We start from the raw sequence: 21,866 nt of genomic DNA, 5'->3' as shown, positions 1-21,866 counted from the left end.
CCCACTCGGATTGAACCGGCATGCGGTGGGCATCCGGACCGTCATGACGGTCATCACCACGCCGCAGGAGACCGACGCCGCACTCGTGGACCTCGGGGACGCGTTACGGGCCGGCGGCTACCGGTTCACGACCACCACGCCGGCCACGCACGAGCGGGTCAACCGGCGGCCCGGCAACGCGCGGGCCCGGAGCCTGCGCGACGTCTTCGGCTGGAACCGGCCGTTCGGGCCGGGTGTGCTGCCGGAGCGGATCGTGGAGTTGATGGACCTCGCCGGCGTGCTGGACCGGGACGGGGACATCTGGCGCAGCCGGGTACGTTTCTCCTGCTACGACGGCGAGATCTTGGTGCATTCGGCGTTTCCGGCGACGGACCCGGACGCGGTGTTCTTCGGTCCCGACACCTACCCGATGGTGAACGCCGCGATCGCCGTGATCGAGAGCCGTGGCCGTCCGGTCCGGCGGGCCGTCGACATCGGCTGCGGAACAGGAGCCGGGGCGATCGCCGTCGCCAAACGGGCGCCCGGTGGCGAGATCCTGGCCGTCGACATCAATCCGGTCGCCCGCCACTTCGCCCGGCTCAACGCCCTCCTGGCCCGCACACCGCATGTGCGGGTGTGTAACAGCTACCTGCTCGACGCCGTCGACGGCGACTTCGACCTGATCGTCAGCAACCCGCCGTTCATGATCGACCCGGCCGGGCGGGCCAACCGCGACGGTGGCCCGCACGGGCACGAACTGTCCCTGGCCATCGCCTGCACGGCGGTCGACCGGCTCGCCGTGGGCGGCACCCTGGTGCTGTTCTCCGGCATCGCCATCGTCGAGGGCCGCGACCTGTTCCACGAGGCCGCCGTCGAGCGCCTCGCCGGAACCGGGCTGACCTGGACGTACCGGGAGGTGGACCCGGACGTGTACGGCGAGGAGTTGGACCGCCCGGCCTACGCCCACGCCGAGCGCATCGCCCTCGTCCTGCTCACGGTCACCAGACGTCTGAGGCGGCCGTCATGATCTCCGGCGAGGACGGGCACGGCGTGACCGTGCTCGAGCGCCGTTGCCAGGCCCGACGAGACGGGTCCGGGCGCGGCGGGAACCTTCTGGCGCTCGGATGCCTCCATGATCGATGGCCGAACGCCGGTATCGTCGGAGCCTGTGGGCAGTGTGACGGTGGTGGGCGCCGGGGTCATCGGGCTGAGCGTCGCGTACGAGCTGGCGGTGGCCGGCCACGAGGTGCGCATCGTGGCCGACCGGGAGGCCGTGGACGGCGTCTCCGGGGTGGCCGCCGCCATCTGGTTCCCGCACGACGTCGACCACTCCCCGTCGGTCCTCGACTCGGCCGCGGTCACCTACCGGCGGCTCCAGGAGCTGGCCGGCAATCCCAGCACCGGTGTCCACATGCGCACCGGCACCGTCCTGTCCCGCCGGCCCGACCCGGACCTGAGCTGGACCCGGGCGGTGCCGCACACCGAACCGGTCGAGTGGGCCGGAATCACCGGGATCCGCTGCGTCGTGCCACTGGTCGAGACCAGCACCTACCTGACGTGGCTGCGTGCCGCGGTCCTCTCCCTCGGGGTCGATGTCGACTGGACCGAGGTGAAGGCGCTGGCGGACCTGCCGCCGTCCGACGCCGTGGTGGTGGCGGCCGGGCTGCGGTCGGCGGCGCTGCTCGGCGACGATCAGGACTGCTTCCCGATCCGGGGCCAGGTGGTGCGGCTGGCCAATCCCGGGCTCACCGAGTGGATCACCGACTCGGACAATCCCGACGGGCTCACCTACGTCGTACCGCGGCGCGACGACGTGGTCTGCGGCGGCACCGGCGAGATCGGCTCCTGGGACGAGCAGATCGACCCGGACATCGAGGCCGGCATCCTGCGGCGGGTGAGCGCCCTGGTACCGGAGCTGGCCGGGCAGCCGGTGCTGTCCCGGGCCACCGGGCTGCGGCCGGGCCGGGCCGGCGTGCGGGTGGAGGCGGTCGCCGGCCACGACCGGCCGGTCTACGCCTGCTACGGCCACGGCGGCGCCGGCTTCACCCTGTCCTGGGGCGACGCCGCCCGCATCGCCACCCTCGTCGGCCCCGCCTGAGCGGGCACGGCACGATGAAGCCATGACCGCCGGAACACCTGTCCCCCGTGATCGCGACGAGTCCGGGCGGGCCCGCAACAATCGCCCTCGCGACGGCCTCGGCCGCCCGCTGCCACGCGGCCTCACCGGGGTGCCGACGACGCCGGAGGACCTGATCCTGCCGCCGGACGAGTCGCTGCGGGAGGCACAGCGGCTGCTCGACGCCGGGCGCCCGTTCCACGCCCACGAGGTGCTGGAGACCGCGTGGAAGGCGTGCGACGACGACAACCGCGAGCTGTGGAAAGGGCTGGCGCAGCTCGCGGTGGGCATCACCCATCTGCGGCGCGGCAACACGGTGGGCGCGGTCCGGCTGCTCACCCGCGCCGCGGATCGCATCGAGCCGTACGCCGGGACGGCCCCGCACGACGTGGCCGTAACCGACCTGACCGCCTGGGCCCGGACCCTGATCGCCCACATCGGCGAACCGGTCCCGGAGTCCGAACTGGCCCCCCGCCTGCAGCGAACGGCTATTTGACCCGGCGGGTCGACCGGACCACGATCTTGTCGTATTCCTTGTGCTCGTCGAGCCACTCGCCAAGAAAAGGACACATGGGTACGACGGTGCGGCCCCGCCCGCGCGCATCGTCCATCGCGGCGCGCGCCAGGGCCGAACCGACACCCTGCCTCTCGAAGCGGGCATCGACCTCGGTGTGCGTGTAGACGACGATGTTGCCGCTCACCTGGTAGGTCAGCACCCCGGCCAGCTCGCCGGACTCGTCGCGCGCCTCGAAACGCTCCCGCTCGGGCGCTTCGTCAACCGTGATCGTCACCCGCCTATCCAACCACGCTCAATCAGCGTCGATACGTCTGGCTTCAGCCTCGATCTCGCCGGCCTCCGCCCGCGCCCGGGCGACGATCTCATCGGCCTCCGCCCGCGCCTGGGCGACGATGTCGTCGGCCTGCCGCCGGCCCTCGGCGACGTGGTCGGCGGCCTGCGCCTCGGCGAGTTCGAGCAGCTCGTGAACACGGGTGCCGAGACCCCGCAGCGCCGGGGCCGGCGTCTCGTCCGATGCGGAACGGCCCTTCGTGGCGAGCAGGATCAGCCCCGCCACCACCGGAACGAACGCCGCCACCATGCCCACCCGCCCGGCGAGCGCCGCGCCGGCGAGCCCCGCGCCGACACCGATCAGGAACAGGCCAAGACCTCTCATGACGGCATGTTATCGACGCACGCCACTATCAGTGGTCAGGGTCCGCGTTTCGCTTCCAGCTCCTTCTTTCCGGTACGCGCGACGTCGTCCCGCCTCACCAGGGCCGTCCCGTCCGGTCGGCGCGATCCCGCTGCCCACTCCGGCCCGTGCCGCCCCCGCCGGGCGTAGATCGGTGGTTGCGCCAGTCACCCACAGGTGCACGCTCACTCCGAAAACCCCGACCGGCCGACGATCTTGGGCGATTGCAGTTTTCGGGCCGATCTTGATTCCTGGTTGTCGCCCAACGGCAGATCATCGCCCACGATCTATTTCCGCTGGAAGATCTTGGGTTATCGGATACACCCGAGAGTCTTCTTCCTGGTCGCCCACGGCCGAATCCGCAATCCCTCGACAGCAGGACGCGTCACCCGGAGCGATCTTGAACGATTCACCACCCGAGGCGGTGGTAAATCGTTCAAGATCGCACAACAGCAGCGTGCAAAGCGGGCGAAACGGGCGCCTGTTTCCGGCGAAAGCCCCATTTCCGCCTAGCGCGGCGGACGGCGCCCCCCCGTTAGCGGTTCGCCCGACCGGGCGCTTGACGTAGAACCGCAAACACCCAAGAAGAAGACTCCCGAATGGCCGCGATCACACAAATCACCGCCGACCATTCCGGCCATCCTTGCGGATGGCCGGAATGGTCGGCGGTGACCAGCCGAATCTCGCGGCGAAGGCGGGAAACACGCGAACAGGCGGCTTGACATCGCGGACCTCGACCACGAAAGACCGCTAGCCGGCAGACTCCCCACCCCACTGCTCGGGAGCGACGTCAGCCAGCGTCTCGGAGAACGTCCAGTGGTGCCCGGCCAGATCGACGGCCTCGTACTGCCGCTCGCCGTACTCGAAGTCGGTCGGCTCCATGAGAATCCGCGCCCCGTGCGCCCCGGCCCGCTCGCGGTGCCCCCGCGCGTCCTCGACCCGGACCATCACGGAATGCGTGACCACGTCCGCTTCCGGCTGCCGCCGCTCGTTCCGGACATCTGCGACGATCAGCGCTCCGTCCCCGAACCGCATCTGCGCGCGATGGTTCTCCCCGATCCGTACCCGCTCCTCGAACCCGAACGCCGCCGCCAGCCACTCCACGGCTTCGCGAACGTCGGGATAGGTCAGCACCGGAATGACCGTGGCCGCGGGAATGGAACGGTTGGGCTTCATGCCGTCCGATTCAATCACCTGCGCTCCGACCCCGTCGCTAACCGCCGGACAGGCGCAGCTTGGCCCGGCTCCACGATGCCTGCCCGGCCAGCATCTCGACCGCCTCGGCCGGGTCACGCCGGGCTGTCGCCGCGATCGCCGTAATGCGGTCGGCCAGTTCACGCGCCCATTCGCGTGGACCTCGGCCGCGATCGCGAACGTCGCAAGGCCTCCGGACCGGTCGAAGAACGGGACGGCCTCGGCACGGATGGCTTCCGCGACCTCGTTCATGACGGACTCCGCGGACGGCAAATCCTCGGGAAGCTCCCGGAAATCACCGAGCCGGGTGGCTCGCTTGTCCAGTCCGAAGTCGGCGATCAGGTGATCGGCCGGTTCGATGCTTCCGGACACCCCAGCTCGCCTAGGACTCCGGACGCGGGTGCTGGGTCAGGATCGTCGTCACGGCGACATGCCTCGGCCAGCGGAAGCCCCGGTCCCCTTCTCGCGGCTCCATCAAGCGCTGGATCTCCGGCGGCGGGGCGTCACGCAGAAGCCCGGAATCCTCCGGCACACCGAAGGCCCGCGCGACACTCTGGGCCAGGTCAGCGCCGGCATCACCGGGCCCGCCGAAGAAGGATCCCTCCTTGTCGAGAGCCACCGACCAGAACGGCTCCTCGTGATGGGAACCGCGGCAGCACACGCCTCTCCAGGGCCGAATCATGCAGCACCACGGTTTGGATATCCGCGCCACGTCCTCGACCCTCTTCTTCCCTTGGAGAATCAGGTCACGCACCTCCCTGGCATGAGCGAAGGTAGCTCCGAGATTCTCCGGGAAGCCATCACTCATCGGGCATATCACCGAGGTGCAGGAATCTATCTGAGAGTCGTTGTAGAAGACATACGCGGGCACCAGTCCCCGCATCCGGCACTGCTCGATCAGCACGTCCACCTGCAGCCGGCTCTTCTTGAACCTGGTCGCTGCGATCCGGTGACCCAGCTCCTTGTACACCCCGTTCGCGTACAGTCGCTTGGCCTGGATCCGTATGCCCAGGCAGCGCCCTCCGACGAACCAGATTTCCCACAGCCAGTCGGCGCCGGTCAGGTTCTCCCCGCCCCTTTCGAGGGTGTAGGCCGCCCCGTGAGGAAGACTCCTCGCGATGGAGAGCAGGGATTGCTGGGTGCTGGTCTCCTCGAATCGGCTGATCCCGAATTTTCGGCTGTCGGTCATATCGCGGTGGACGGCAATCGACGCGCTTTTCAAGGCCCATGCGAAAAGGGGTGTGGGAACGGATTTTCCGGCGAGCGTCGACGGCGTAGCCATCACCTCATCATGGCACCGTTCACGATCGGTTTCGGAGGAATCCGGCGCTCCGCGACCGGGTCAGTGGCGGCTGACCAGGTCCGCGACTTCGGTACGGGAGGTGACGCCCAGCTTGCGGAGGATGTTGGAGACGTGGACGGCCGCCGTCTTCGGGGAGATGAAGAGGCGCCGGGCCAGCTCGGAGTTAGTCAGGCCGTCGCTGATCAGGACCGCCACCTCGCGCTCGCGCGGGGTCAGGGCCGCGACGGGTTCGGCGCCGGCCGGGTCCATGCCCAGCTGGGCGCGAACCAGGGCGAGGTGCGCCACCCGCCAGCCGCCCCACCCGGCCAGCAGTGGGCCGGCCGCGGACACGTGGACAGCGGCTTCGCCGGTACGGCCGAGGGCGAGCAGGCAGCGGGCCGCCCCAACCCGGACGGTGCCGCGGGCGGCCGGGCCCAGCACGTGCGCCTCGACGATCGTCTCGAATCCGGCCAGCGCCTCGGCGTGCCGCCCGTGGACGGCCGCGAGCTGGGCGTCGACGAGGGTGCGGTAGGCGTCCCACACCTCGGCGTCGAGCAGCGCGACCGCCATCTCGTCGAGTCGGGCCGGCGACAGGCCGAGTTCCACGGCGGCGGAGATCAGGTCGTGGGCCTGTTCGCCGTTGCGCCACGTCTGGGCGGCCAGGGCGGTGAGCAGCTGGTCCAGGAGCGTTTCGGCGCGGGCCCGGTCGCCGCGCCGGCAGGCCAGGTGGAACTCCAGGCCGGGAATGACGGTGGGCGGGTTGTTGGGCAGCGCCGCCAGGTCGGCGATCAGCTGCTCGACCCGGTCCAGTTCACCGGCCTCCAGGTGGAGCCCTGCCAGGAAGAGGCCGTGGTAGTCGGCCCAGCGGCCCCGCCGCCGGTAGCCGCGGTCCTGTTCGCGGCCCTCCTCCAGCGCCGCGATGGCGGCGCGCAGGTCACCGGAGCGGACGGCCAGCCGGGCCCGGCCCTGGAAGTAGGCGGCCACCGACAGCGATTCGAATCCGGCGCGTTCGGCGCTGATCCGGGCCCGTTCCAGCATCTCGGCGTACTCGGTGGGCGACGTCGGCGGCTCGCCGTGCACGAGGGTGTGCAGCGCGCGGGCGGCCAGCACCCATTCGCCGGCCTTCTCCGCCTCGTCGACCAGCGCGTGCAGGATCCTACGGCCGTCGGCGGCGGTCTGCGGGCGCTCGATCAGCGTCGAGCCCTTCTCCAGCAGGGCGGCCAGCCGCACGGCCGGCAGGTCGAACTCGTCGGCCAAGGCCAGCGCACGATCCGCCCAGAGCACCGCGGCGTCCAGCTCGTCGCGCAGATAGGCGGACTGCGCGATCGCCGTCATGGCCCGGGCCTGTGCCGCGCCCGGCGGCAACTGCGCGATCAAAACCTCGATGGCGTACGTGAGTGCGCGCATCTCCTCGGGTTCCCGCGACTCCCAGGCGATCCGCACCAGCAGGTACAGCGCCTCGGCCCGGTCGGAGGTGCTGTCCGTCAGGTCCCGCCAGCGCCGCCCGTACCGTAGGGCGTCGTCGAGCAGCCCGGCCAGCCATGCGGCACGGGCCGCCGAGGCGAGCAGCTCGGTGTCGTCGGGCACCTCGTCGAGGCCCATCTCGGCCAGTTGCAGCGCCTGGTAGGCCGAGCCGATCGACAGATACAGCGCCGCACCCCGCCGGGCGGCCGCGATCATGTCGTCGTACCGGCCGGCGCCGCAGGCGTGGTGCGCCACCATGGCCGGGTCGGACGCGCCGCCGCGCAGCAGCACGTCGAGTGCCGCCTCGTGCAGCCGGCGCCGCTGCCGGGCGAGCAGCTGCCCGGCGATCGCCTCACGGACCAGCGCGTGCCGGAACGCGAACTCGTCCGCACCGGACTCCACCAGCACTCCCCTGGTGACCAGGTCGCGCAGCACGGTGATCAGCTCGTCCTCAGGCGTGCCGGTCACGTCGGCGAGCAGGTCGAACAGGATGCGGTGGCCGAGCACGGTGGCCGCCTCGACGATGCGGTGGCTCACCGGGTCGAGGTCGTCGACCTGGCGGCGCAGCACGTCGGCGAGGCTCCACGGCAGCGGCTGCTCGACGAGCGCCTCCACGTCGTACCCCGGAAGGGCCCGCAGCAGCTCCTCCAGGAAGAACGGGTTCCCGCCGGTGCGATGGTGCAGCGCCGTCGCGGCGCGCAGCGGCGCGGGCGCGCCGGTCGCGGCCGCGAGCATGGCCGCGGTCTGCGAGGGCGTCAGGCGATCGAGGCGTACGTACGTGACGGCGTGCCGTCGCTCCATCCGGGCGAGCAGACCGGCGACCGGCTGGCGGCGGCTCACCTCGTCCGGCCGGTAGGTGCCGATGACCAGCCGCGGGCCTCGATGGTCGGCGGCCCGCTCGAACAGGGCGGCGCTCTCCGAGTCGGCCCAGTGCAGGTCCTCGAAGACGACGACGGCCGGGGCGTCACCGATCAGATCGTCCAGAATGGCGAGCCCGATGTGCAGGCGCTCGACCGGGCTGCGTTTCGGGTCGGTGAGCGCGGCGAGCCGCTCCTCGTCGACGCCGGGACGGCCGTCGATGGCGTCGAGCAGCACCTCGTACGGCCGGGACAGCGATCCCGGCTCGGCCTGCCCGACCAGCACGACCGTGCCGGCGGGCACCGTGTTCAGCAGCTCGTGGACGAGCCGGGTCTTGCCGATGCCCGGCTCCCCCGCGATGATCGCGACCGCCGGCTCACGCGACGAAGCGAGCCGCGCCAACCGGCGCAGCTCGCTCTCCCGCCCGACCATCATCGGGCTGGCGCCGCCGCGGATCGTTCGCACGACGCCAGGGTACCGGTGGGGCGTCCGCGTACCGCTGGGGCTTTCCCGCCCCGGCCGGTCCGGAACCACCGGGCCCGGCCGAGCAGCCGCCCACGCTCCGCCTCGGCGGCCAGCTCGCGGTGCCGCGCGTTCACCAGATCCAGCATCATCTCGGGGTGCAGCAACATGGTCCGTTCCTCCCTGTCGACCTGATACATCGATCCTCGGTCGCGGAAGGCCCCGGCACATCGGCAGCACCCTGCGTATCTTCGCTGCTCAGGAGTACTTAGGAGGGTCGACTAGGGGTTCTAGGTATACCTATCCCTGGGGCCGGCGCTCGATCGCCTGGAGGGACCAGCTGTTGCCGTCCGGGTCACGGAAGTAGACGAAGCGGCCCCACGGCTGCTCGTCGACCTCGCCGACTTCGACCCCGGCGTCCAGCAGGTGTTTGCGGGCCTCGTCGGCGTCGGCGACCACCACCTGGATCTCCTGGGTGCCCGGCGTCTTCTCGGTGAGGCCTTCACCGATCGCGATGGAACACGCGGAGCCGGGCGGGGTCAGCTGCACGAAGCGCAACCCCTCACGCACCGTGTAGTCATGGTCGGCGTTGAACCCGATCCGTTCGTAGAACGCCTTGGCCCGGTCGACGTCGGTCACCGGCACCGGAACGAGCTCGATCTTCCACGTCGCTGTCATGACCTGATTCTCGCGCCTATTGCGGCCATTTCCTGACCGCTACTCGAAAGCCTGGCAGGATGTCCCGGTGCGCGCAGTGATCTTCGATGCGATAAAGGGCCGGCCCGAGGTCCGAGAGGTGCCCGACCCGGAGGCTCCGCCCGGCGGTGTGGTGGTACGGGTGGCCGCGACCGGAATGTGCCGCAGCGACTGGCACGCGTGGGCGGGCCATGACGAGATCACCCTGCCGCACGTACCCGGTCACGAGCTGGCCGGTGTGATCGCCGAGGTCGCCCCGGAGGTGACCCGCTGGCAGGTCGGCGACCGGGTGACGGTGCCGTTCGTCTGCGGCTGCGGCCGGTGCGGGTGGTGCCGCTCCGGACAGGCGCAGGTGTGCCCCGACCAGGAACAGCCCGGCTTCACCCACTGGGGATCATTCGCCGGGTACGTGGCCCTGCACGCCGCCGACACGAACCTGGTCGCCGTACCGGACAGTGTGGACTTCGCGGCGGCGGCGAGCCTCGGATGCCGGTTCGCGACGGCGTACCGTGCTCTGGCCGGCCGCGCCCGGCTCGCCGAGGGCGAGTGGGTCACCGTCGTCGGATCCGGCGGGGTGGGCCTGAGCACCGTGATGATCGCCCGCGCCCTGGGCGGCCGGGTCATCGCCGTGGACCGCAACCCGGAGGCGCTCGCCGTCGCGGCCGCTCTCGGCGCCGAACACACCCTGCTCACCGACGGCACCGACGTCCCGGCCGCCGTCGCCGGCCTGACCGACGGCGGCAGCCACGTCGCGGTGGACGCCGTAGGCAGCGAGCAGACCTGCGCCGACGCCGTCCTCAGCCTGCGCCGCCGGGGCCGGCACGTGCAGGTCGGCCTGCTGCCACCGGTCGACGGCCACCCCCGGGTGCCGATGGCCCGGGTGATCGGCTGGGAGCTGGACGTGCTCGGCAGCCACGGCATGGCGGCCGCCGACTACCCGGCCATGATGGCCCTCATCGAGCGGGGCGCCCTGGCCCCGCAACGCCTGATCGAACGCACCATCGGCCTCGAGGAGGCCGCCGACCTGCTCCCCCGCTTCGACAGCGCGACGGTCGCCGGAATGACGATGATCGACCCGGCCGGCGGTCTCGATCGGCTTGGCCGTACGGACTCGGGTGCGCTGTGAGCTGGTCGACTTCGCTGTGTGCCGCAGCAGCCACGGTCGCGCTTCTCGGCGCTTGCGACTCCGGCGTGCCCGAGAATGCGGAAGAGGATGCGGCCCAGGTGACGTACTCCTGCTGTTCCGCCGAGGACGTCGACACGCTCTACCGTCCCGGCCAGACCATGTCCGTCCATTGGATGGTCGAGGCGCCGAACGGCCCGGCCACTGACGCGCCGCCGGTCGAGCTGACGGCACGCCTGAGCGGACCGTACGCGACGGTGGAGGAACTGAAGGCCGCGGAAGGAGACTTACGGAACCCGGCCGGCGATGTCACCTTCACCGCCCCGCCGATCAGGCCGACCGGCACGCCCGGTGAGCAGCCGGTGAGCAGCATTCCGATCAGCGCCGATGCCCGGCCCGGCTACTACTACCTGATCACATCCGAGAATCAGGGTGGCGGGAGCGTCAGCGGCGGTTCCATCATCCGCGTGGTGGCGTAGGCCTGATCCCGGCAGCCGAAGCCTGGCCCGCGGTCACCACACTATCCAAGGTCTTGCTACGCAAGGTATCTTGCTTCCCATGGACAACACGCGCGAGCGGATCGTCACCAACATCCGCAAGGGCGTACTCGAGTACTGCGTGCTCGCGCTGCTCTCCCAGCGCGACATGTACGGCCTCGAACTGGCCGACAAACTCGTCGCACGCGGTCTGACCGCGAGCGAGGGCAGCCTTTACCCACTGCTCGCCCGCATGCGGCAGGCGAGCACCGTCGAGACCCGCTGGCTGACCCCCGAACAGGGGCACGCCCGGCGGTATTACGCGATCACCACCCAGGGACGAGCACATCTGCGCGAGTTCGCGGCGGCCTGGCGCGACATCCAGCCGCACGTGGACGAGCTGATAGCGGAGGAAGCATGACCAGCGACGTCCTGCCCGAGGCGGCGGAGACCTATCTGCGAGCACTCGGCGCCGAGCTGCCCGACGCGCCGCCGGACACCGTACGGGAGATCGTCGACGACGTCCGCGCACACATCGCCGACGCCCTGGCCGGCGGACGGACGCTGGAACAGGCGCTGGCCGGCCTCGGCAGCCCGCAGACCGTGGCAGCCCAGGCCCGCGAGGAACTCGCCCTGCCCGACCGCACTCCGGACCTGGCAGCACGTGCCGCCCGGCTCCTACGCGCCGTCGCTGTCGCCGTCGGTGTGCTGACCGCCGTCTACGTGACCTTCCTGCTGCCCAGCACGCTGCCGGTGGACGACACCGAGGCCGGCACCACCTTCATGCAGCAGTACGGCCCCGGCCTGGCGATGCTCACCCTGCTCCCGGCGCTCCTCGCCGCCGCACCGTCCGTACTCCCGACCAGGAGACGCGGCCCGGCCGCTGCCGCCGTCGCCGCGGTGCTCACCGTGTTCGTGGTCGTCAAGCACGACATCGGCCTGCACTACGTCCCGCTGATGCTCCTGCTCTGGGCAGCGGCCATCGTCCCGTGGGCGATGCGCCGCGAACGGGGCCGCCTGGCCGTACGGCTGTGGCACCTCACCGCCGCCCTGCTCATCGCCTTCCCCGGCCTGCTGACCGGCGCCTCGGCCGGCACCGGCAAGATCGGCCTGGAACCGGCCGGCCTGGTGTGGGTCCTGCTGCCGCTGACCTTGGCCGCACTCTGCGCCTTCGGCCGCCGCCCCGGATACACGGCAACCGCCCTGGCCGGCACCGCCGTCATGCTGATGGCCCTGCTCGACGGCGGCTTCCTGTTCGCGGCCTTCTGGTGGTTCGGAGGCCTCTACCTGACAATCGGCGCGATCGGCTTCGTCACCACCCCACCCCGCCCCCGAACCCGGCCGGAGCGCCCCACCCCCGCGATCAACACCGCAGCAGTCCCAGGCTGACCCGGCGCGCCCCTCCGGAGGTGACTTGTGAGCATCGCGGGTCCCTTGATCGCTCTTGCCGGCGTCGTCGTCGGTGTTCTGCTGTCGTACGCGTTCGCGCTACTACGAGAAGGCCGGCGGGAGCGGTGGGCGCTCAACCGCGAATGGCGAGAACACCGCCTGCAGATCTACAGCGCCTACGTGATCGACGCCCCGCCGTTCTCGGTACCCCGCTGTTCGGACGCCTCATCAGCACGCGACCCGCATAGGCTATCCAGAATGCCGTAGCGCAGAACCCGCCTCAGCGGGAATCCCAGGATCCCGCGGGATGCGCCCACGTACCGTCCGGAGCTAGAACGAGCTGAAGCTGTCCACGCCCATCAGGCGGAGCACCTCGGTACGCACGGCCGGGCATTCCGCCTTGATCGCGGCGTCCAGTGCGGCGCCGTTCTCCGGCTTGCCGTGTGACTCGAAGAAGGTGGTCAGTTTGCCGGCCAGGTTGGCGTGCCGCCCGACCGGGCTGCCGATCTCCTTCAGCGCTGGGATCTCGCCCTGCAGGTAGGTGCAGACGTCCGTCGCTGAATAGGAGCCGCCCGCCCGGGTTGCTCCGTCACCGCCCGACATGGGTGCATCGGTGGACGGCGGCTCGGTATCGGCTGGGGCGCAGCCGGACAGCACGGCGATGCTGATGATCAGTGCGAGGGAGACGGCAAGACGCCGGTGAGAGGTCATTGTGTGCTGGTCCCGTCCGAGCGAGCGGTGATCAACCAAAGTCCGGTCGGCAGCCGATAACCGGTGCCGGCGGTGAGGAACCGTTCGAGCAGGCGTACCACCCCGGCCCGGGCCTGCCCCTGAACGGCGGGTTCGGCGTCCCGGTAGGCCGCGCCGGCGGGACCGATCTCGATGAGCCATTCGGTGACCACTTCCGGGTCGTCCGGGGCCTCGAGAGCGACGTCGTACGGGTGGATGCCGATGTCGGTGAATCCGGCGGCGGTGAGCAGGCGGGTCACCCGGGCCGGATCGGCGAACGCGAAGGGGCCCGGCTCGTCGCCGATCGGCAGCGGCGGCAACGGTCCCAGGTGTGCCGCCGCACCGAGCAGCGCCGTCGACAGCCACGGGTTCACGCGGCCGTCGCGGAATACCGTTGCGGCCAACCGGGCGCCGGTACGCATCGAACGCCGGACTGTGGTCAGGCCGGCCACCGGATTCGCGAGCAGCATCAACGCCATCCGGGAGTAGACGGCGTCGAACGGCGCCCCGGGCACGGCATCGAGCGTCTCGATGTCACCGGCGACGAACCGCGGTCCTCCGCCGCCCGGCGTGGTGAACCGGTCCCGGGCCGTCGCCACCATCGCCTCCGCGAGGTCGAGACCGACTGCGCTGCCCAGCGGAGCGACGACCCGCGCGATTTCGGCGGTCGTGCCGCCACACCCGCAGCCGACGTCCAACACCCGTTCACCGGCCTGGGGTCGCAGCCAGTCGAGTGCCACGGCACCCATCGGCCGGCCGATCTCGTCGTGCCGGTCGGCCTGATGGACCCACCCCGGCGCCGTCCGGGCCCAGAAGTCGGAGTTGCGGGCGCGCAGCGTGGCCGTGTCATCCATCAGAACGGCATCTCGGCACCGTCGACGCTCGCCGATCGGAAGGCGGCGGCCTTCGCCGGATCGAAGCCCTCCTCCTGGGCGGCCAGTCCGGCGGCACGGATCAGGCGTTCCGACTGGAACCTGCGGAACGCGGCCTCGTCGGCCCAGATGTTGATGATCCGCCAGCCGTCGTCGGACGGGCCGGCCACGTGGGCCAGCAGGCCCGGCGGCCGGTCCGGACCGAGGTGCTTCTCCACTTGCCGATACTCCTGCTCGCTGACTCCGGGCATGTCTTGCACGACGCCGTACGGCATAGCTGTCCCCTGATGTCGATACAATAGAGTGAAGCTCTATCTAATAGTGGACTACGGTGAAGGCGTGACTGTCAACCGTCGTTACGTCTCCCCCCGACGTCAGGAACAGGCCCGGCAGACCCGGCGAGCGATCCTCGACGCGGCCGCCAAACTGTTCGTGGACCCGGGCTACGCCGCGACGCCGCTGACCGCCGTCGCCGCCGAGGCCGGCGTCGCCGTGCAGACCGTGTACGCGGTGTTCGGCAACAAGCGCCAACTGCTCTCCGACCTTGTCGATGTCACCCTGGTCGGCGACGACGAGCGGATCACGATGGCGGAACGGTCGTTCGTGGCCGACATCCGCGCGCTGACCGGCCTGCGGGCGAAGCTGACCCGGTACGCCCGGCATCTCACCGAGACCCATGCCCGGCAAGTGCACGTGATGTTGGCGCTGGCCGGTGCGGCGACCGCCGATGCCGACGCCGCGGCGATCTGGCGCAAGAACCTCGAGGACCGGCGCCGCGGCATGGTGATGTTCGCCGCCGATTTGGCGGCCACCGGCGAGGTGCTGGTGAGTCAGGAGCGAGCCGCCGACATGCTGTGGCTCGCGCAGGACATCCGCAACTACGACTGGCTGGTACGCGAGCGCGGGTGGCCGGTCGAGCGGTTCGAGCGATGGTTCGTCGACGGCGTCGCCGCCGTGCTCGGCGCGCCCGACTAGTACTGCAACGGCACTCAACAGGCGAATGCATCGATGATCGGCTCGTTGTTGAGTGTGTGACGGCGATCGAGGCTGATCGGTGGTCCGGTGAGCTGAACCGGCCCGCGGCCTGATCGACGAGCGGCCGGGCGGCGGCTCACGCACCAGACGTTACGCTGGCCAAATGCCTCGCCGTGCGCTCTTCTTCGTGGTCTCGGCCGTCTTCTCGGTCGTTGGCGCATTTCTGACCTGGCACGGCGCCCTCGGCCTGCTCGCGCAGGTGCCAGGAGCGGGCGACGCCGGCATGCTGACCGTGTCGTACTGCGCGGAGGTTTCCCGCGGCGGTCTCGCCTGCGAGGGCGTGTTCACCACCTCAGACGGAGTGGCCCGCACAGTGAGCGTTCAGAGCGCCGACCGAGTAGGCGCGACCATCGAGGCAACGGTGTTTCCTTGGGATAACAGCCGCGCGTATGCACGTGGATCAGTGCTCGATGCGACAGGGACCACGGTCTTCGGCGGCACGGTACTCGGCATGGGCGTGATGGGCACGATCCTCGTGGCCCGTAATGATCGCCGGTTGAGCGCCTGAGCACACCTGAAGAGAACAATCGATCTTCGGGTAGAAGGTCTGGGCTCCGGCGGAAACCCAGCGGACCTTTCGAGGACGACCTCGACGCGGTCGCAGACCGCCTTGGCCAGGCGGTCACCGGCCGTAGTGCGGACTATTTGCGGACTGATCACGCCGGACCGGCCTTCGACGCGGTCCGGCCGCCTGCAAAACGCCAGGCAGGGAGAGTGGGACGGACGTTGCACCATGCGAACCGTCCCACCGTTGTCCCCGGCGATCGGCGCATCGTGCTGGCCGCCGCGACCTCCGTACAGGCGATGGACGATTCAGGTTGGGTAAAGCAATTGTCCGGTCAACGGGTTCTGCCCGTACCGGCGGCACAGCTCGACCAGAACGTCCTCGTGGGTGACGGCCACGTTCATCACCGTGTCGTTGCCCGCGTAGTAGACCAGCAGCGTGCCATCCGTGCGAGGCACCATCGCGCAGGAGAAGACCACGTTGGGCACATGCACGTAGTCGGATTCCCCGACCCGGCAGTCGGCCCGCGTCGGGAACAGCACCGGGACACTGGACATCTGTACCCGCCGGGGATCGTCCAGGTCGTGCAGCGCGACCCCGAGGACATACGGATTCCCGTCCATGGTGGTGCGCACACCGTGGAACAGGTTGAGCCAGCCGGCCGGTGTCCGGACCGGAGGCGCACCCGGCCCGATCTTGTCCGAGAAGGCGCTGGGTCCCCAGCCCGTACGCATGATCGGCTCGTCGTCGATCTCCCACTCCCCCGCGCGGAAGTCGACGGCGGTCCCGATCCGGATCTGGGTGTACGCGCCGCCGGTGTCGCCCGGCAGTACGTCGTTGGGCCGGAACAGCGCGAAGTACCGGCCGCCGATCCGCTCACTGAAAATCACGACGTTGCGCATGTCCTGTTGGAGGACCGGCCCATGGCGGACGACCCTGGTGAAGTCGTCGGTGACAGCGAGGCAGACCCGCACCTGGTTACGGACCTGCGCATCGTAGCCGCTGTAGGTGATCACGTACTCGCCGTCGACGACGTTGATGCGGGGATCCTCGACCCCACCCGACTCGATCCGCACCATCGCGGACTCCTCGACACCCGATGCGAAGGTATCCGCCGGAGTGGCCGGCTCCAGCAACGGTGCCGGCGCAACCCGCCAGTCGGTGATCCCGTCGGCGCTCCGCGCAACTCCGATCACGCTGACCCCGCAGCGCAGATGCGACCGGAAGACCATCACCGTCTCATCGCCGACAACCGCGACGCCGGCGTTGTGCACCGTGACCACCTGGCGATGCGGTTCGGTCCACACCTCGTTGACATGCTGCGCCGTCAACACCGGATTGTCCGGATAGCGCAGCATTGGCTCGTTCAGCGAGACCACGCCGACACGGCCATGCCCCAGTTCGACCTTGCGCTCCATCACCGCGACGCTACGCCGCCCATCCTGCTCACCAGGAGAAATACGGGATAATTCGCTTCTCGTCTGGCTTCTGGTCGGCAAACCCGGGGCGGTGCCGCGGCGAGCCTGACAGGGCAGCGGAGCGGCGCCGGAAGAGCGCGAGCATGGCCCTGACACGAAGGTGCCCACCCCTGACCGAACGCCCTCGACACCAAAGACAATGCGGCTTCACCCACGTAGCCCGCTGACCGTCGAGGAGGTGCGACCGTGCTCGGGGTTCGAATCGCTTCAAGATCGCGACGCAACCCCGCGACGGCCGCACCTGACTCGCCCGGGATGACCGCATTCAAACCATCGGCCTGACAACCAGGCCGCGGTTCGCATACAAGATCAAAGTGGGCCGGACGTTGCACCATGCGAACCACACCGTCGTCATTCCCGGCGACCCATTGCTGGGGCGCTTGGCCAGCTCATGGACTACTCGGACGCGCTATGACGGGTGATGTCCGCGGTCGTCAAGTGGTCGGAATCAGCGGTGGCCGACCAACTTTCGTGCCATCGTCGCCGGATCCCCGGGGCAGGCATATTGGTCAAGGTCCACCCCCGCTTGCTCGCGTGACCGCGCCGAATGCCGACCTTGTTGCATTTATTTGCATCGATAGACTTTCGTCAATCGGCCGCCGTAGGGTTCGCATGCGTAGCCGTCGCGCAGTGGCCTTGAGGCCTGGGAATCCTCGGCCAGCGACGGCCTGCCGATGCCGCCGAACGATGGTGCCGCGCGAGCCACCGCCGCGAACGGCACTGTCCGGTGCGAGGCGTTTCCCCCCGCCACGCGCCTGCAGCGGTCATGCGGCGCGCACCGTCCCCCGCCCGCATCCCCACCAGGAGAATGCAGTGACCAGAATGATCAAGTGGTCGGCGGCGCTCGCCGTCGTCGTCAGCGGCACCGCCGCCTTCGTCGGCGTGACCGCGCTGTCCTCCGAGGCCGCCACCACGCTGACCGTCGCGGCCGACGGCACCGGCCAGTACAAGACCGTGCAGGCGGCGGTGAACGCAGTCGCCGCCAACAACTCCAGCCGCGCCACGATAAATATCAAGGCCGGTACGTACCGGGAGATTGTCAGCATCCCGTCGAACAAGCCGTACATCACGCTGAACGGCACGGGCTCCGGGCCGAGCAACGTGGTGATCGTCAACAACCGCAGCAACGCCGGCGGCTACGGCACTTTCGGCAGCGCCACGGTGACGGTCGCCGCGAAGGAGTTCATCGCCACGAACCTGACATTCTCGAACGACTACGGCACAGGTAGCCAGGCCGTCGCGATCAACATGAACGGCGACAAGGGCATCTACAAGAATGTCCGGTTCCTCGGCAACCAGGACACGCTGCTGGCCAACACCCAACGCCAGTACATCACCAACTCGTACGTCGAGGGCACCGTCGACTTCATCTTCGGCGACGCCACCGCGGTCTTCAACGCGACCTCGATCTACCAGAAGCGCTCCACCGGCGGCCCGCTGACAGCGGCCAGGACGCCGTCCGGGAACACATACGGCTTCCTGATCTACAAGAGCACGATCACCGGTGCGACCAACAACACCACCCAACTCGGCCGCCCGTGGGGCGCGACCGCGCAGGTGCTGTTCCGCGAGTCGTCGCTCAGTGCCACCATCGCGACCGGGCAGCCGTGGATCGACATGTCCAGCAACTCGTGGAAAAACGCCCGGTTCTTCGAATACAAGAACACCGGCTCCGGCGCGACCACCAACAGCAATCGCCCGCAGATGAGCGCCTCGACCGCCGCCAACTACACCCCGCAGAAGTACCTGGCTGGCTCCGACAACTGGAACCCGATCGGCTGACAGCCGCCTTCTCCCGAGCCCGGGGTGCCGCATCGGCACCCCCGGGCTTGTCTTTGGGTACGTGGCGGGGTTCGGCTTGGCCGGAAGCGGACCGCTCCGGGCAGAATTGAGCCGCGGCGAAGGCGGCCGGGGTCCGCACGGTGGTGGACCTGCGCACCGCGCCGGTGGAGATGGGTCGTACGCCGGAGCGCCCCATTATCGCAGCGAAGTCGCTGGCCGGCCTGGTCTTCGGGCCGGAGCCGCCTTGGCGGCGTCCAGACCGGGGTGACGTCCCAGGTCGATCTCGTCGATGGCGTCGTTTTCGTCCTCGTGGACGTAGGCGAGCAGCCACGCCTCGTCCGCGTTCGCGACGAACGGCCGAACCCGTAGTCGTACGGAATGCTCACGCTCCAGCTCACCCGGAGACATCGAAGGCTCCTACGTCCGCCGCAGCCGTCTCCGCCCGCACAACTCGGGCTGAACAAACAGCGGCCGGTTCGCGCAATGCCTCACTCGACCCGCGCGGATTCGCAAATCGACAAGTTGTGGGCCGGACGTTGCACCATGCGAACCGCCCAGCCACCCTCACCGGCGCCCCTCTGCTGGGACGTTTGACCAGTTCACGCGGCAATTGGGGTACCGCGTGAACGCTGACGGCGATCAGCTGATCGGCGACCGAGTCGTCACCGCCGCGGCGCTGATCATGATAAGCGTCTTCGCGGGCTTCGCCCTCGCCGACGACATCATCATCATCAAGTCGCTCGGGTTCGCCCTCGCGTTTGGAGTGGCGGTCAACGCCCTACTGGTCCGGATAACCATCGTCCCGGCTGTGCTGTCGCGATCAGCGTGATGGCTGCCGAGGTGGCTCGACAGGATCCTGCCGGACGTCGACGTCGAAGGTGAGCGGCTGGCACGGCAGCTCACCGATGACAGGCCTCCACCGGCCGATCAGCGCGGGCTCACCGCGGTGGCCGGCGACCCCGCTGCCGGGCAGCACCGGTAACCGGCTCGACGCGCGGGAGCGGCGCGTCGTTCCGGCTCGCACCGGTACGGCTGTCTACAACGGACGTGCGGGGCTGACGTCCGTCGTCAGAGCCAGCTCACGGCCCGCCTCCACGTCGCTGAGCAGCGACTCCACGCGACCCTTCGCCAGCCCGTACGAGTCGGAGCCGAGCACCTGGCGCAGTGGCGAAGCGCTGTTCGAGGCGACTGCGATGACGGCCGCCACCACCTTGGCCGGGTCGCCGAGCTGGGTGCCCGGCATCGCGAGGTGTGCCGTGGTCATCTCCCGGATCGTGCTGTATCCGTCCACGGTCGACGCGGGCAGACCAAGCGAGACCGGCCGCAGGAAGTCGGTCCGTGTGTAGCCGGGCTCGATCAGCGAAACCCTGATGCCGAACTCGGCAACCTCGGCCGCGAGCGACTCGGAGAGTCCTTCAAGGGCGAACTTGCCGGCGCAGTACAGCCCCCACCCGGGGAACGCGGTCAGGCCAAGGATCGACGACACGTTGATGACATGTCCGCGCCGGGCGGACCGCATGCCGGGCAGCACGGCACGCAACACGTTCCAGACGCCGAAGATCTGCACCTCGAACATGCGCCGGACCTCGGCGCTGCTGGTCTCCTCGACCGCGCCGAGGAACCCGTAGCCGGCATTGTTGACCACGACGTCGATCCCGCCGAAACGGTCGGTGGTCGCGGTGATCGCGGCGGTGACGGCCCGCTCATCGGTGAGGTCGAGTTCGATCGGCAGCAGCCGCGTGCGGTCGACGTCGTCGAGGGCGGCGGTGAGGCGTTCGGCGGAGCGGGACGTGGCCGCGACGTTGTGCCCCTGCGTCAGCAGTTGGCGGACGAGTTCGAGGCCGAGGCCGCGGGAGGTGCCAGTGACGAACCATGTGTTGGACATGGTTCCATGCTCGATCGCCCGGACCTGGACGGACATGGCTGAGCAGGCCCAGCGCTACCTGGGAACGGCATGCCTACCCAGGTCCGTGTGCGCCGGGCGCGGTTGGTGCGACCATCGGGGCATGGCAGCTTCGCGTACGGATCTGGGCGACTTCCTGCGCAGGTGCCGGGCCGGCCTGACGCCGGAGGCCGTGGGACTCGACGACGGCGGCCCGGCGAAACGGCGGGTCCGCGGGCTGCGGCGCGAGGAGGTCGCTCAGCTCGCCGGGGTCAGCGTCGACTACTACACCCGGCTGGAACAGGGCCGGCACGCGAGCCCGTCGGAGGCGGTGCTCGAAGCGCTGGCTCGGGTCTTCCGGCTCGAACCGGCGGCCCGCGCCCACTTGGCCGACCTCGCCCGCCCTGCACGGCACAAGGCGGCACAACCACCCGCGCAGCGTGTGCGGCCGGCCATGCAGCAGCTGATCGCCTCGATGAGCGAGCACCCGGCCCTGATCCTCGGCCGTCGAACCGACGTACTCGCCGCGAACACGCTGGCCCGGGAGCTGTTCACCGATTGGACCAGAATGCCGCCGCGGGAACGCAACTACGCACGGTGGATGTTCCTGGATCCGGCGGCGGCCGAGCTGTTCCTCGACTGGCGCACGGTGGCCGGCGAGGTGGTCGGCACGCTCCGCCTCTACGCCGGGCGCCATCCCGACGACGTACGGCTGAACGAGCTGGTCGGAGAGCTGACCATCAAAAGCGCCGAGTTCTCCGCATGGTGGAACGGACACCAGGTGCACGAGCGCACCCATGGCGTCAAACGGGTGGCTCACCCCGCCGTGGGCCCGATGACGCTCCGGTACGAGGCGCTGCCGCTGCCCGGCGACGCGAACCAAGTGTTGTTCATCTACCACACCGACCCGGGCAGCAGCTCCCACGACAACCTGGCGCTGCTGGCGATGCTGTGCGGCGGGGCATCCTCACCGCGTGGCGGCCGTGTCCAGCTGGACTCGTCTTCACGCCGGACCGAGCCGCCGGCGCCTTATCAGGGAGCCTGAGAAGCCGCGATGACACGGACGGCTCTTGGCCCGGCCACCGGTCGGTGGTTCGCATGCAAGATCAAAGTGGGCCGGACGATGCACCATGCGAACCGCACCACCACCGTCCCCGGCCGACCGTTGCCGGGACGTTTGACCAGTTCACGCCACACATTTGAGGTTCGCTTGCAGCACTCGCCACTGATCTCCCCAGCCCGATCCTCGCCGACCTGACCGGCATACACCGTCACACCTTCATCCGCTGGGTCCTCTATGCCAGACGCGACTGGCCGAGTACCTCGCCGCCCGAGCCGAGGACGCGGCCGAGGA

Annotated in this window: 24 protein-coding genes and 1 pseudogene; 12 read left to right on the top strand and 13 right to left on the bottom strand. The window is 69.7% G+C overall.

The annotated features are described in order from the left end of the window. Positions 1-43 precede the first annotated feature (43 nt). From BJ964_RS27775 to BJ964_RS27765, 3 genes are all read left to right on the top strand, one after another. Complete coding sequence (locus BJ964_RS27775; RefSeq protein ID WP_188123425.1) at positions 44-1,006, top strand: methyltransferase; 963 nt, start codon at positions 44-46, stop codon at positions 1,004-1,006. A 141-nt stretch (positions 1,007-1,147) separates the two neighbouring features. Beyond that, on the top strand, positions 1,148-2,077 hold the full coding sequence (locus tag BJ964_RS27770; RefSeq protein WP_229806759.1) for an FAD-dependent oxidoreductase: 930 nt from the start codon (positions 1,148-1,150) through the stop codon (positions 2,075-2,077). A gap of 22 nt (positions 2,078-2,099) precedes the next feature. Further along, complete coding sequence (locus BJ964_RS27765; protein ID WP_188123423.1) at positions 2,100-2,591, top strand: DUF309 domain-containing protein; 492 nt, start codon at positions 2,100-2,102, stop codon at positions 2,589-2,591. Here BJ964_RS27765 and BJ964_RS27760 read toward each other — a convergent pair. The 7 genes from BJ964_RS27760 to BJ964_RS27730 all read right to left on the bottom strand — a co-directional run bounded on the left by BJ964_RS27760 (position 2,584) and on the right by BJ964_RS27730 (position 9,223). Next, a complete protein-coding gene (locus BJ964_RS27760) occupies positions 2,584-2,886 on the bottom strand; it encodes a GNAT family N-acetyltransferase (RefSeq protein WP_188123422.1) in 303 nt (100 codons plus the stop codon). The genes BJ964_RS27765 and BJ964_RS27760 overlap by 8 nt on opposite strands. 18 nt (positions 2,887-2,904) lie before the next feature. After that, positions 2,905-3,267 (bottom strand): V-type ATP synthase subunit E family protein, encoded by a 363-nt coding sequence (locus tag BJ964_RS27755; RefSeq protein WP_188123421.1) that lies wholly within the window; start codon positions 3,265-3,267, stop codon positions 2,905-2,907. A gap of 768 nt (positions 3,268-4,035) precedes the next feature. Continuing rightward, complete coding sequence (locus BJ964_RS47415) at positions 4,036-4,851, bottom strand: VOC family protein (RefSeq protein ID WP_203832582.1); 816 nt, start codon at positions 4,849-4,851, stop codon at positions 4,036-4,038. Between the two features lie 10 nt (positions 4,852-4,861). Beyond that, positions 4,862-5,761: a DUF6615 family protein gene (locus tag BJ964_RS27745; protein WP_188123420.1), complete on the bottom strand. Its 900-nt coding sequence runs from the start codon at positions 5,759-5,761 to the stop codon at positions 4,862-4,864. A gap of 60 nt (positions 5,762-5,821) precedes the next feature. Further along, the gene (locus BJ964_RS27740) at positions 5,822-8,548 is read right to left on the bottom strand and encodes a helix-turn-helix transcriptional regulator (RefSeq protein WP_229806758.1); all 2,727 of its coding nucleotides are present in this window, start codon (positions 8,546-8,548) and stop codon (positions 5,822-5,824) included. Further along, positions 8,515-8,715: a hypothetical protein gene (locus tag BJ964_RS27735; RefSeq protein ID WP_188123419.1), complete on the bottom strand. Its 201-nt coding sequence runs from the start codon at positions 8,713-8,715 to the stop codon at positions 8,515-8,517. The genes BJ964_RS27740 and BJ964_RS27735 overlap by 34 nt, the downstream gene beginning before the upstream one ends. Before the next feature lie 130 nt (positions 8,716-8,845). Next, positions 8,846-9,223 (bottom strand): VOC family protein, encoded by a 378-nt coding sequence (locus BJ964_RS27730; protein ID WP_188123418.1) that lies wholly within the window; start codon positions 9,221-9,223, stop codon positions 8,846-8,848. Between the two features lie 67 nt (positions 9,224-9,290). On the opposite strand from BJ964_RS27730, the gene BJ964_RS27725 reads away from it, so the two are divergent. The 4 genes from BJ964_RS27725 to BJ964_RS27710 all read left to right on the top strand — a co-directional run bounded on the left by BJ964_RS27725 (position 9,291) and on the right by BJ964_RS27710 (position 12,229). After that, on the top strand, positions 9,291-10,367 hold the full coding sequence (locus tag BJ964_RS27725) for an alcohol dehydrogenase catalytic domain-containing protein (RefSeq protein ID WP_188123417.1): 1,077 nt from the start codon (positions 9,291-9,293) through the stop codon (positions 10,365-10,367). A gap of 65 nt (positions 10,368-10,432) precedes the next feature. After that, positions 10,433-10,843, top strand: a complete 411-nt coding sequence (locus tag BJ964_RS27720) for a hypothetical protein (protein ID WP_188123416.1) — start codon at positions 10,433-10,435, stop codon at positions 10,841-10,843. A 79-nt stretch (positions 10,844-10,922) separates the two neighbouring features. Next, positions 10,923-11,261 (top strand): PadR family transcriptional regulator, encoded by a 339-nt coding sequence (locus BJ964_RS27715; RefSeq protein ID WP_188123415.1) that lies wholly within the window; start codon positions 10,923-10,925, stop codon positions 11,259-11,261. Further along, positions 11,258-12,229, top strand: a complete 972-nt coding sequence (locus BJ964_RS27710; protein ID WP_188123414.1) for an HAAS signaling domain-containing protein — start codon at positions 11,258-11,260, stop codon at positions 12,227-12,229. Before BJ964_RS27715 ends, BJ964_RS27710 begins: the two co-directional genes overlap by 4 nt. 330 nt (positions 12,230-12,559) lie before the next feature. On the opposite strand, the gene BJ964_RS27705 is transcribed toward BJ964_RS27710, so the two are convergent. From BJ964_RS27705 to BJ964_RS27695, 3 genes are read right to left on the bottom strand one after another with little or no spacing between them, the layout of a single operon-like run. Continuing rightward, positions 12,560-12,940, bottom strand: coding sequence for a hypothetical protein (locus BJ964_RS27705; protein ID WP_188123413.1), 381 nt, complete (start codon positions 12,938-12,940; stop codon positions 12,560-12,562). Beyond that, on the bottom strand, positions 12,937-13,812 hold the full coding sequence (locus BJ964_RS27700; protein WP_188123412.1) for a class I SAM-dependent methyltransferase: 876 nt from the start codon (positions 13,810-13,812) through the stop codon (positions 12,937-12,939). Before BJ964_RS27700 ends, BJ964_RS27705 begins: the two co-directional genes overlap by 4 nt. Further along, a complete protein-coding gene (locus BJ964_RS27695; protein ID WP_188123411.1) occupies positions 13,812-14,048 on the bottom strand; it encodes a hypothetical protein in 237 nt (78 codons plus the stop codon). Before BJ964_RS27695 ends, BJ964_RS27700 begins: the two co-directional genes overlap by 1 nt. Positions 14,049-14,169: 121 nt before the next feature. Between BJ964_RS27695 and BJ964_RS27690 the strand changes: the two genes are divergently transcribed. Both BJ964_RS27690 and BJ964_RS27685 read left to right on the top strand, forming a co-directional pair. Further along, positions 14,170-14,805, top strand: coding sequence for a TetR/AcrR family transcriptional regulator (locus BJ964_RS27690; RefSeq protein ID WP_229806757.1), 636 nt, complete (start codon positions 14,170-14,172; stop codon positions 14,803-14,805). Positions 14,806-14,968: 163 nt separating this feature from the next. Beyond that, on the top strand, positions 14,969-15,373 hold the full coding sequence (locus BJ964_RS27685; protein WP_188123410.1) for a hypothetical protein: 405 nt from the start codon (positions 14,969-14,971) through the stop codon (positions 15,371-15,373). A gap of 305 nt (positions 15,374-15,678) precedes the next feature. Here the strand turns inward: BJ964_RS27685 and BJ964_RS27680 are convergent, their stop codons facing one another. Then, positions 15,679-16,869 (bottom strand): glycoside hydrolase family 130 protein, encoded by a 1,191-nt coding sequence (locus BJ964_RS27680; RefSeq protein ID WP_188123409.1) that lies wholly within the window; start codon positions 16,867-16,869, stop codon positions 15,679-15,681. Between the two features lie 801 nt (positions 16,870-17,670). Between BJ964_RS27680 and BJ964_RS27675 the strand changes: the two genes are divergently transcribed. Next, complete coding sequence (locus tag BJ964_RS27675) at positions 17,671-18,630, top strand: pectinesterase family protein (protein WP_188127197.1); 960 nt, start codon at positions 17,671-17,673, stop codon at positions 18,628-18,630. Positions 18,631-18,825: 195 nt separating this feature from the next. Here the strand turns inward: BJ964_RS27675 and BJ964_RS27670 are convergent, their stop codons facing one another. Beyond that, positions 18,826-19,038 (bottom strand): hypothetical protein, encoded by a 213-nt coding sequence (locus BJ964_RS27670; protein WP_188123408.1) that lies wholly within the window; start codon positions 19,036-19,038, stop codon positions 18,826-18,828. Between the two features lie 241 nt (positions 19,039-19,279). Between BJ964_RS27670 and BJ964_RS27665 the strand changes: the two are divergent. After that, positions 19,280-19,612 (top strand): annotated as a pseudogene (locus tag BJ964_RS27665) (MMPL family transporter); the annotation flags it as partial. Between the two features lie 54 nt (positions 19,613-19,666). Here BJ964_RS27665 and BJ964_RS27660 read toward each other — a convergent pair. Continuing rightward, positions 19,667-20,515, bottom strand: coding sequence for an SDR family NAD(P)-dependent oxidoreductase (locus tag BJ964_RS27660; RefSeq protein WP_188123407.1), 849 nt, complete (start codon positions 20,513-20,515; stop codon positions 19,667-19,669). Positions 20,516-20,636: 121 nt separating this feature from the next. Between BJ964_RS27660 and BJ964_RS27655 the strand changes: the two genes are divergently transcribed. Continuing rightward, complete coding sequence (locus tag BJ964_RS27655; RefSeq protein ID WP_188123406.1) at positions 20,637-21,557, top strand: helix-turn-helix transcriptional regulator; 921 nt, start codon at positions 20,637-20,639, stop codon at positions 21,555-21,557. Positions 21,558-21,866 lie beyond the last annotated feature (309 nt).

Source organism: Actinoplanes lobatus, from assembly GCF_014205215.1.
GTDB classification, from domain to species: domain Bacteria; phylum Actinomycetota; class Actinomycetes; order Mycobacteriales; family Micromonosporaceae; genus Actinoplanes; species Actinoplanes lobatus.
The sequence above is the reverse complement of the archived record's forward strand: the minus strand, read 5'-3'. Positions and strand labels throughout refer to the sequence as shown.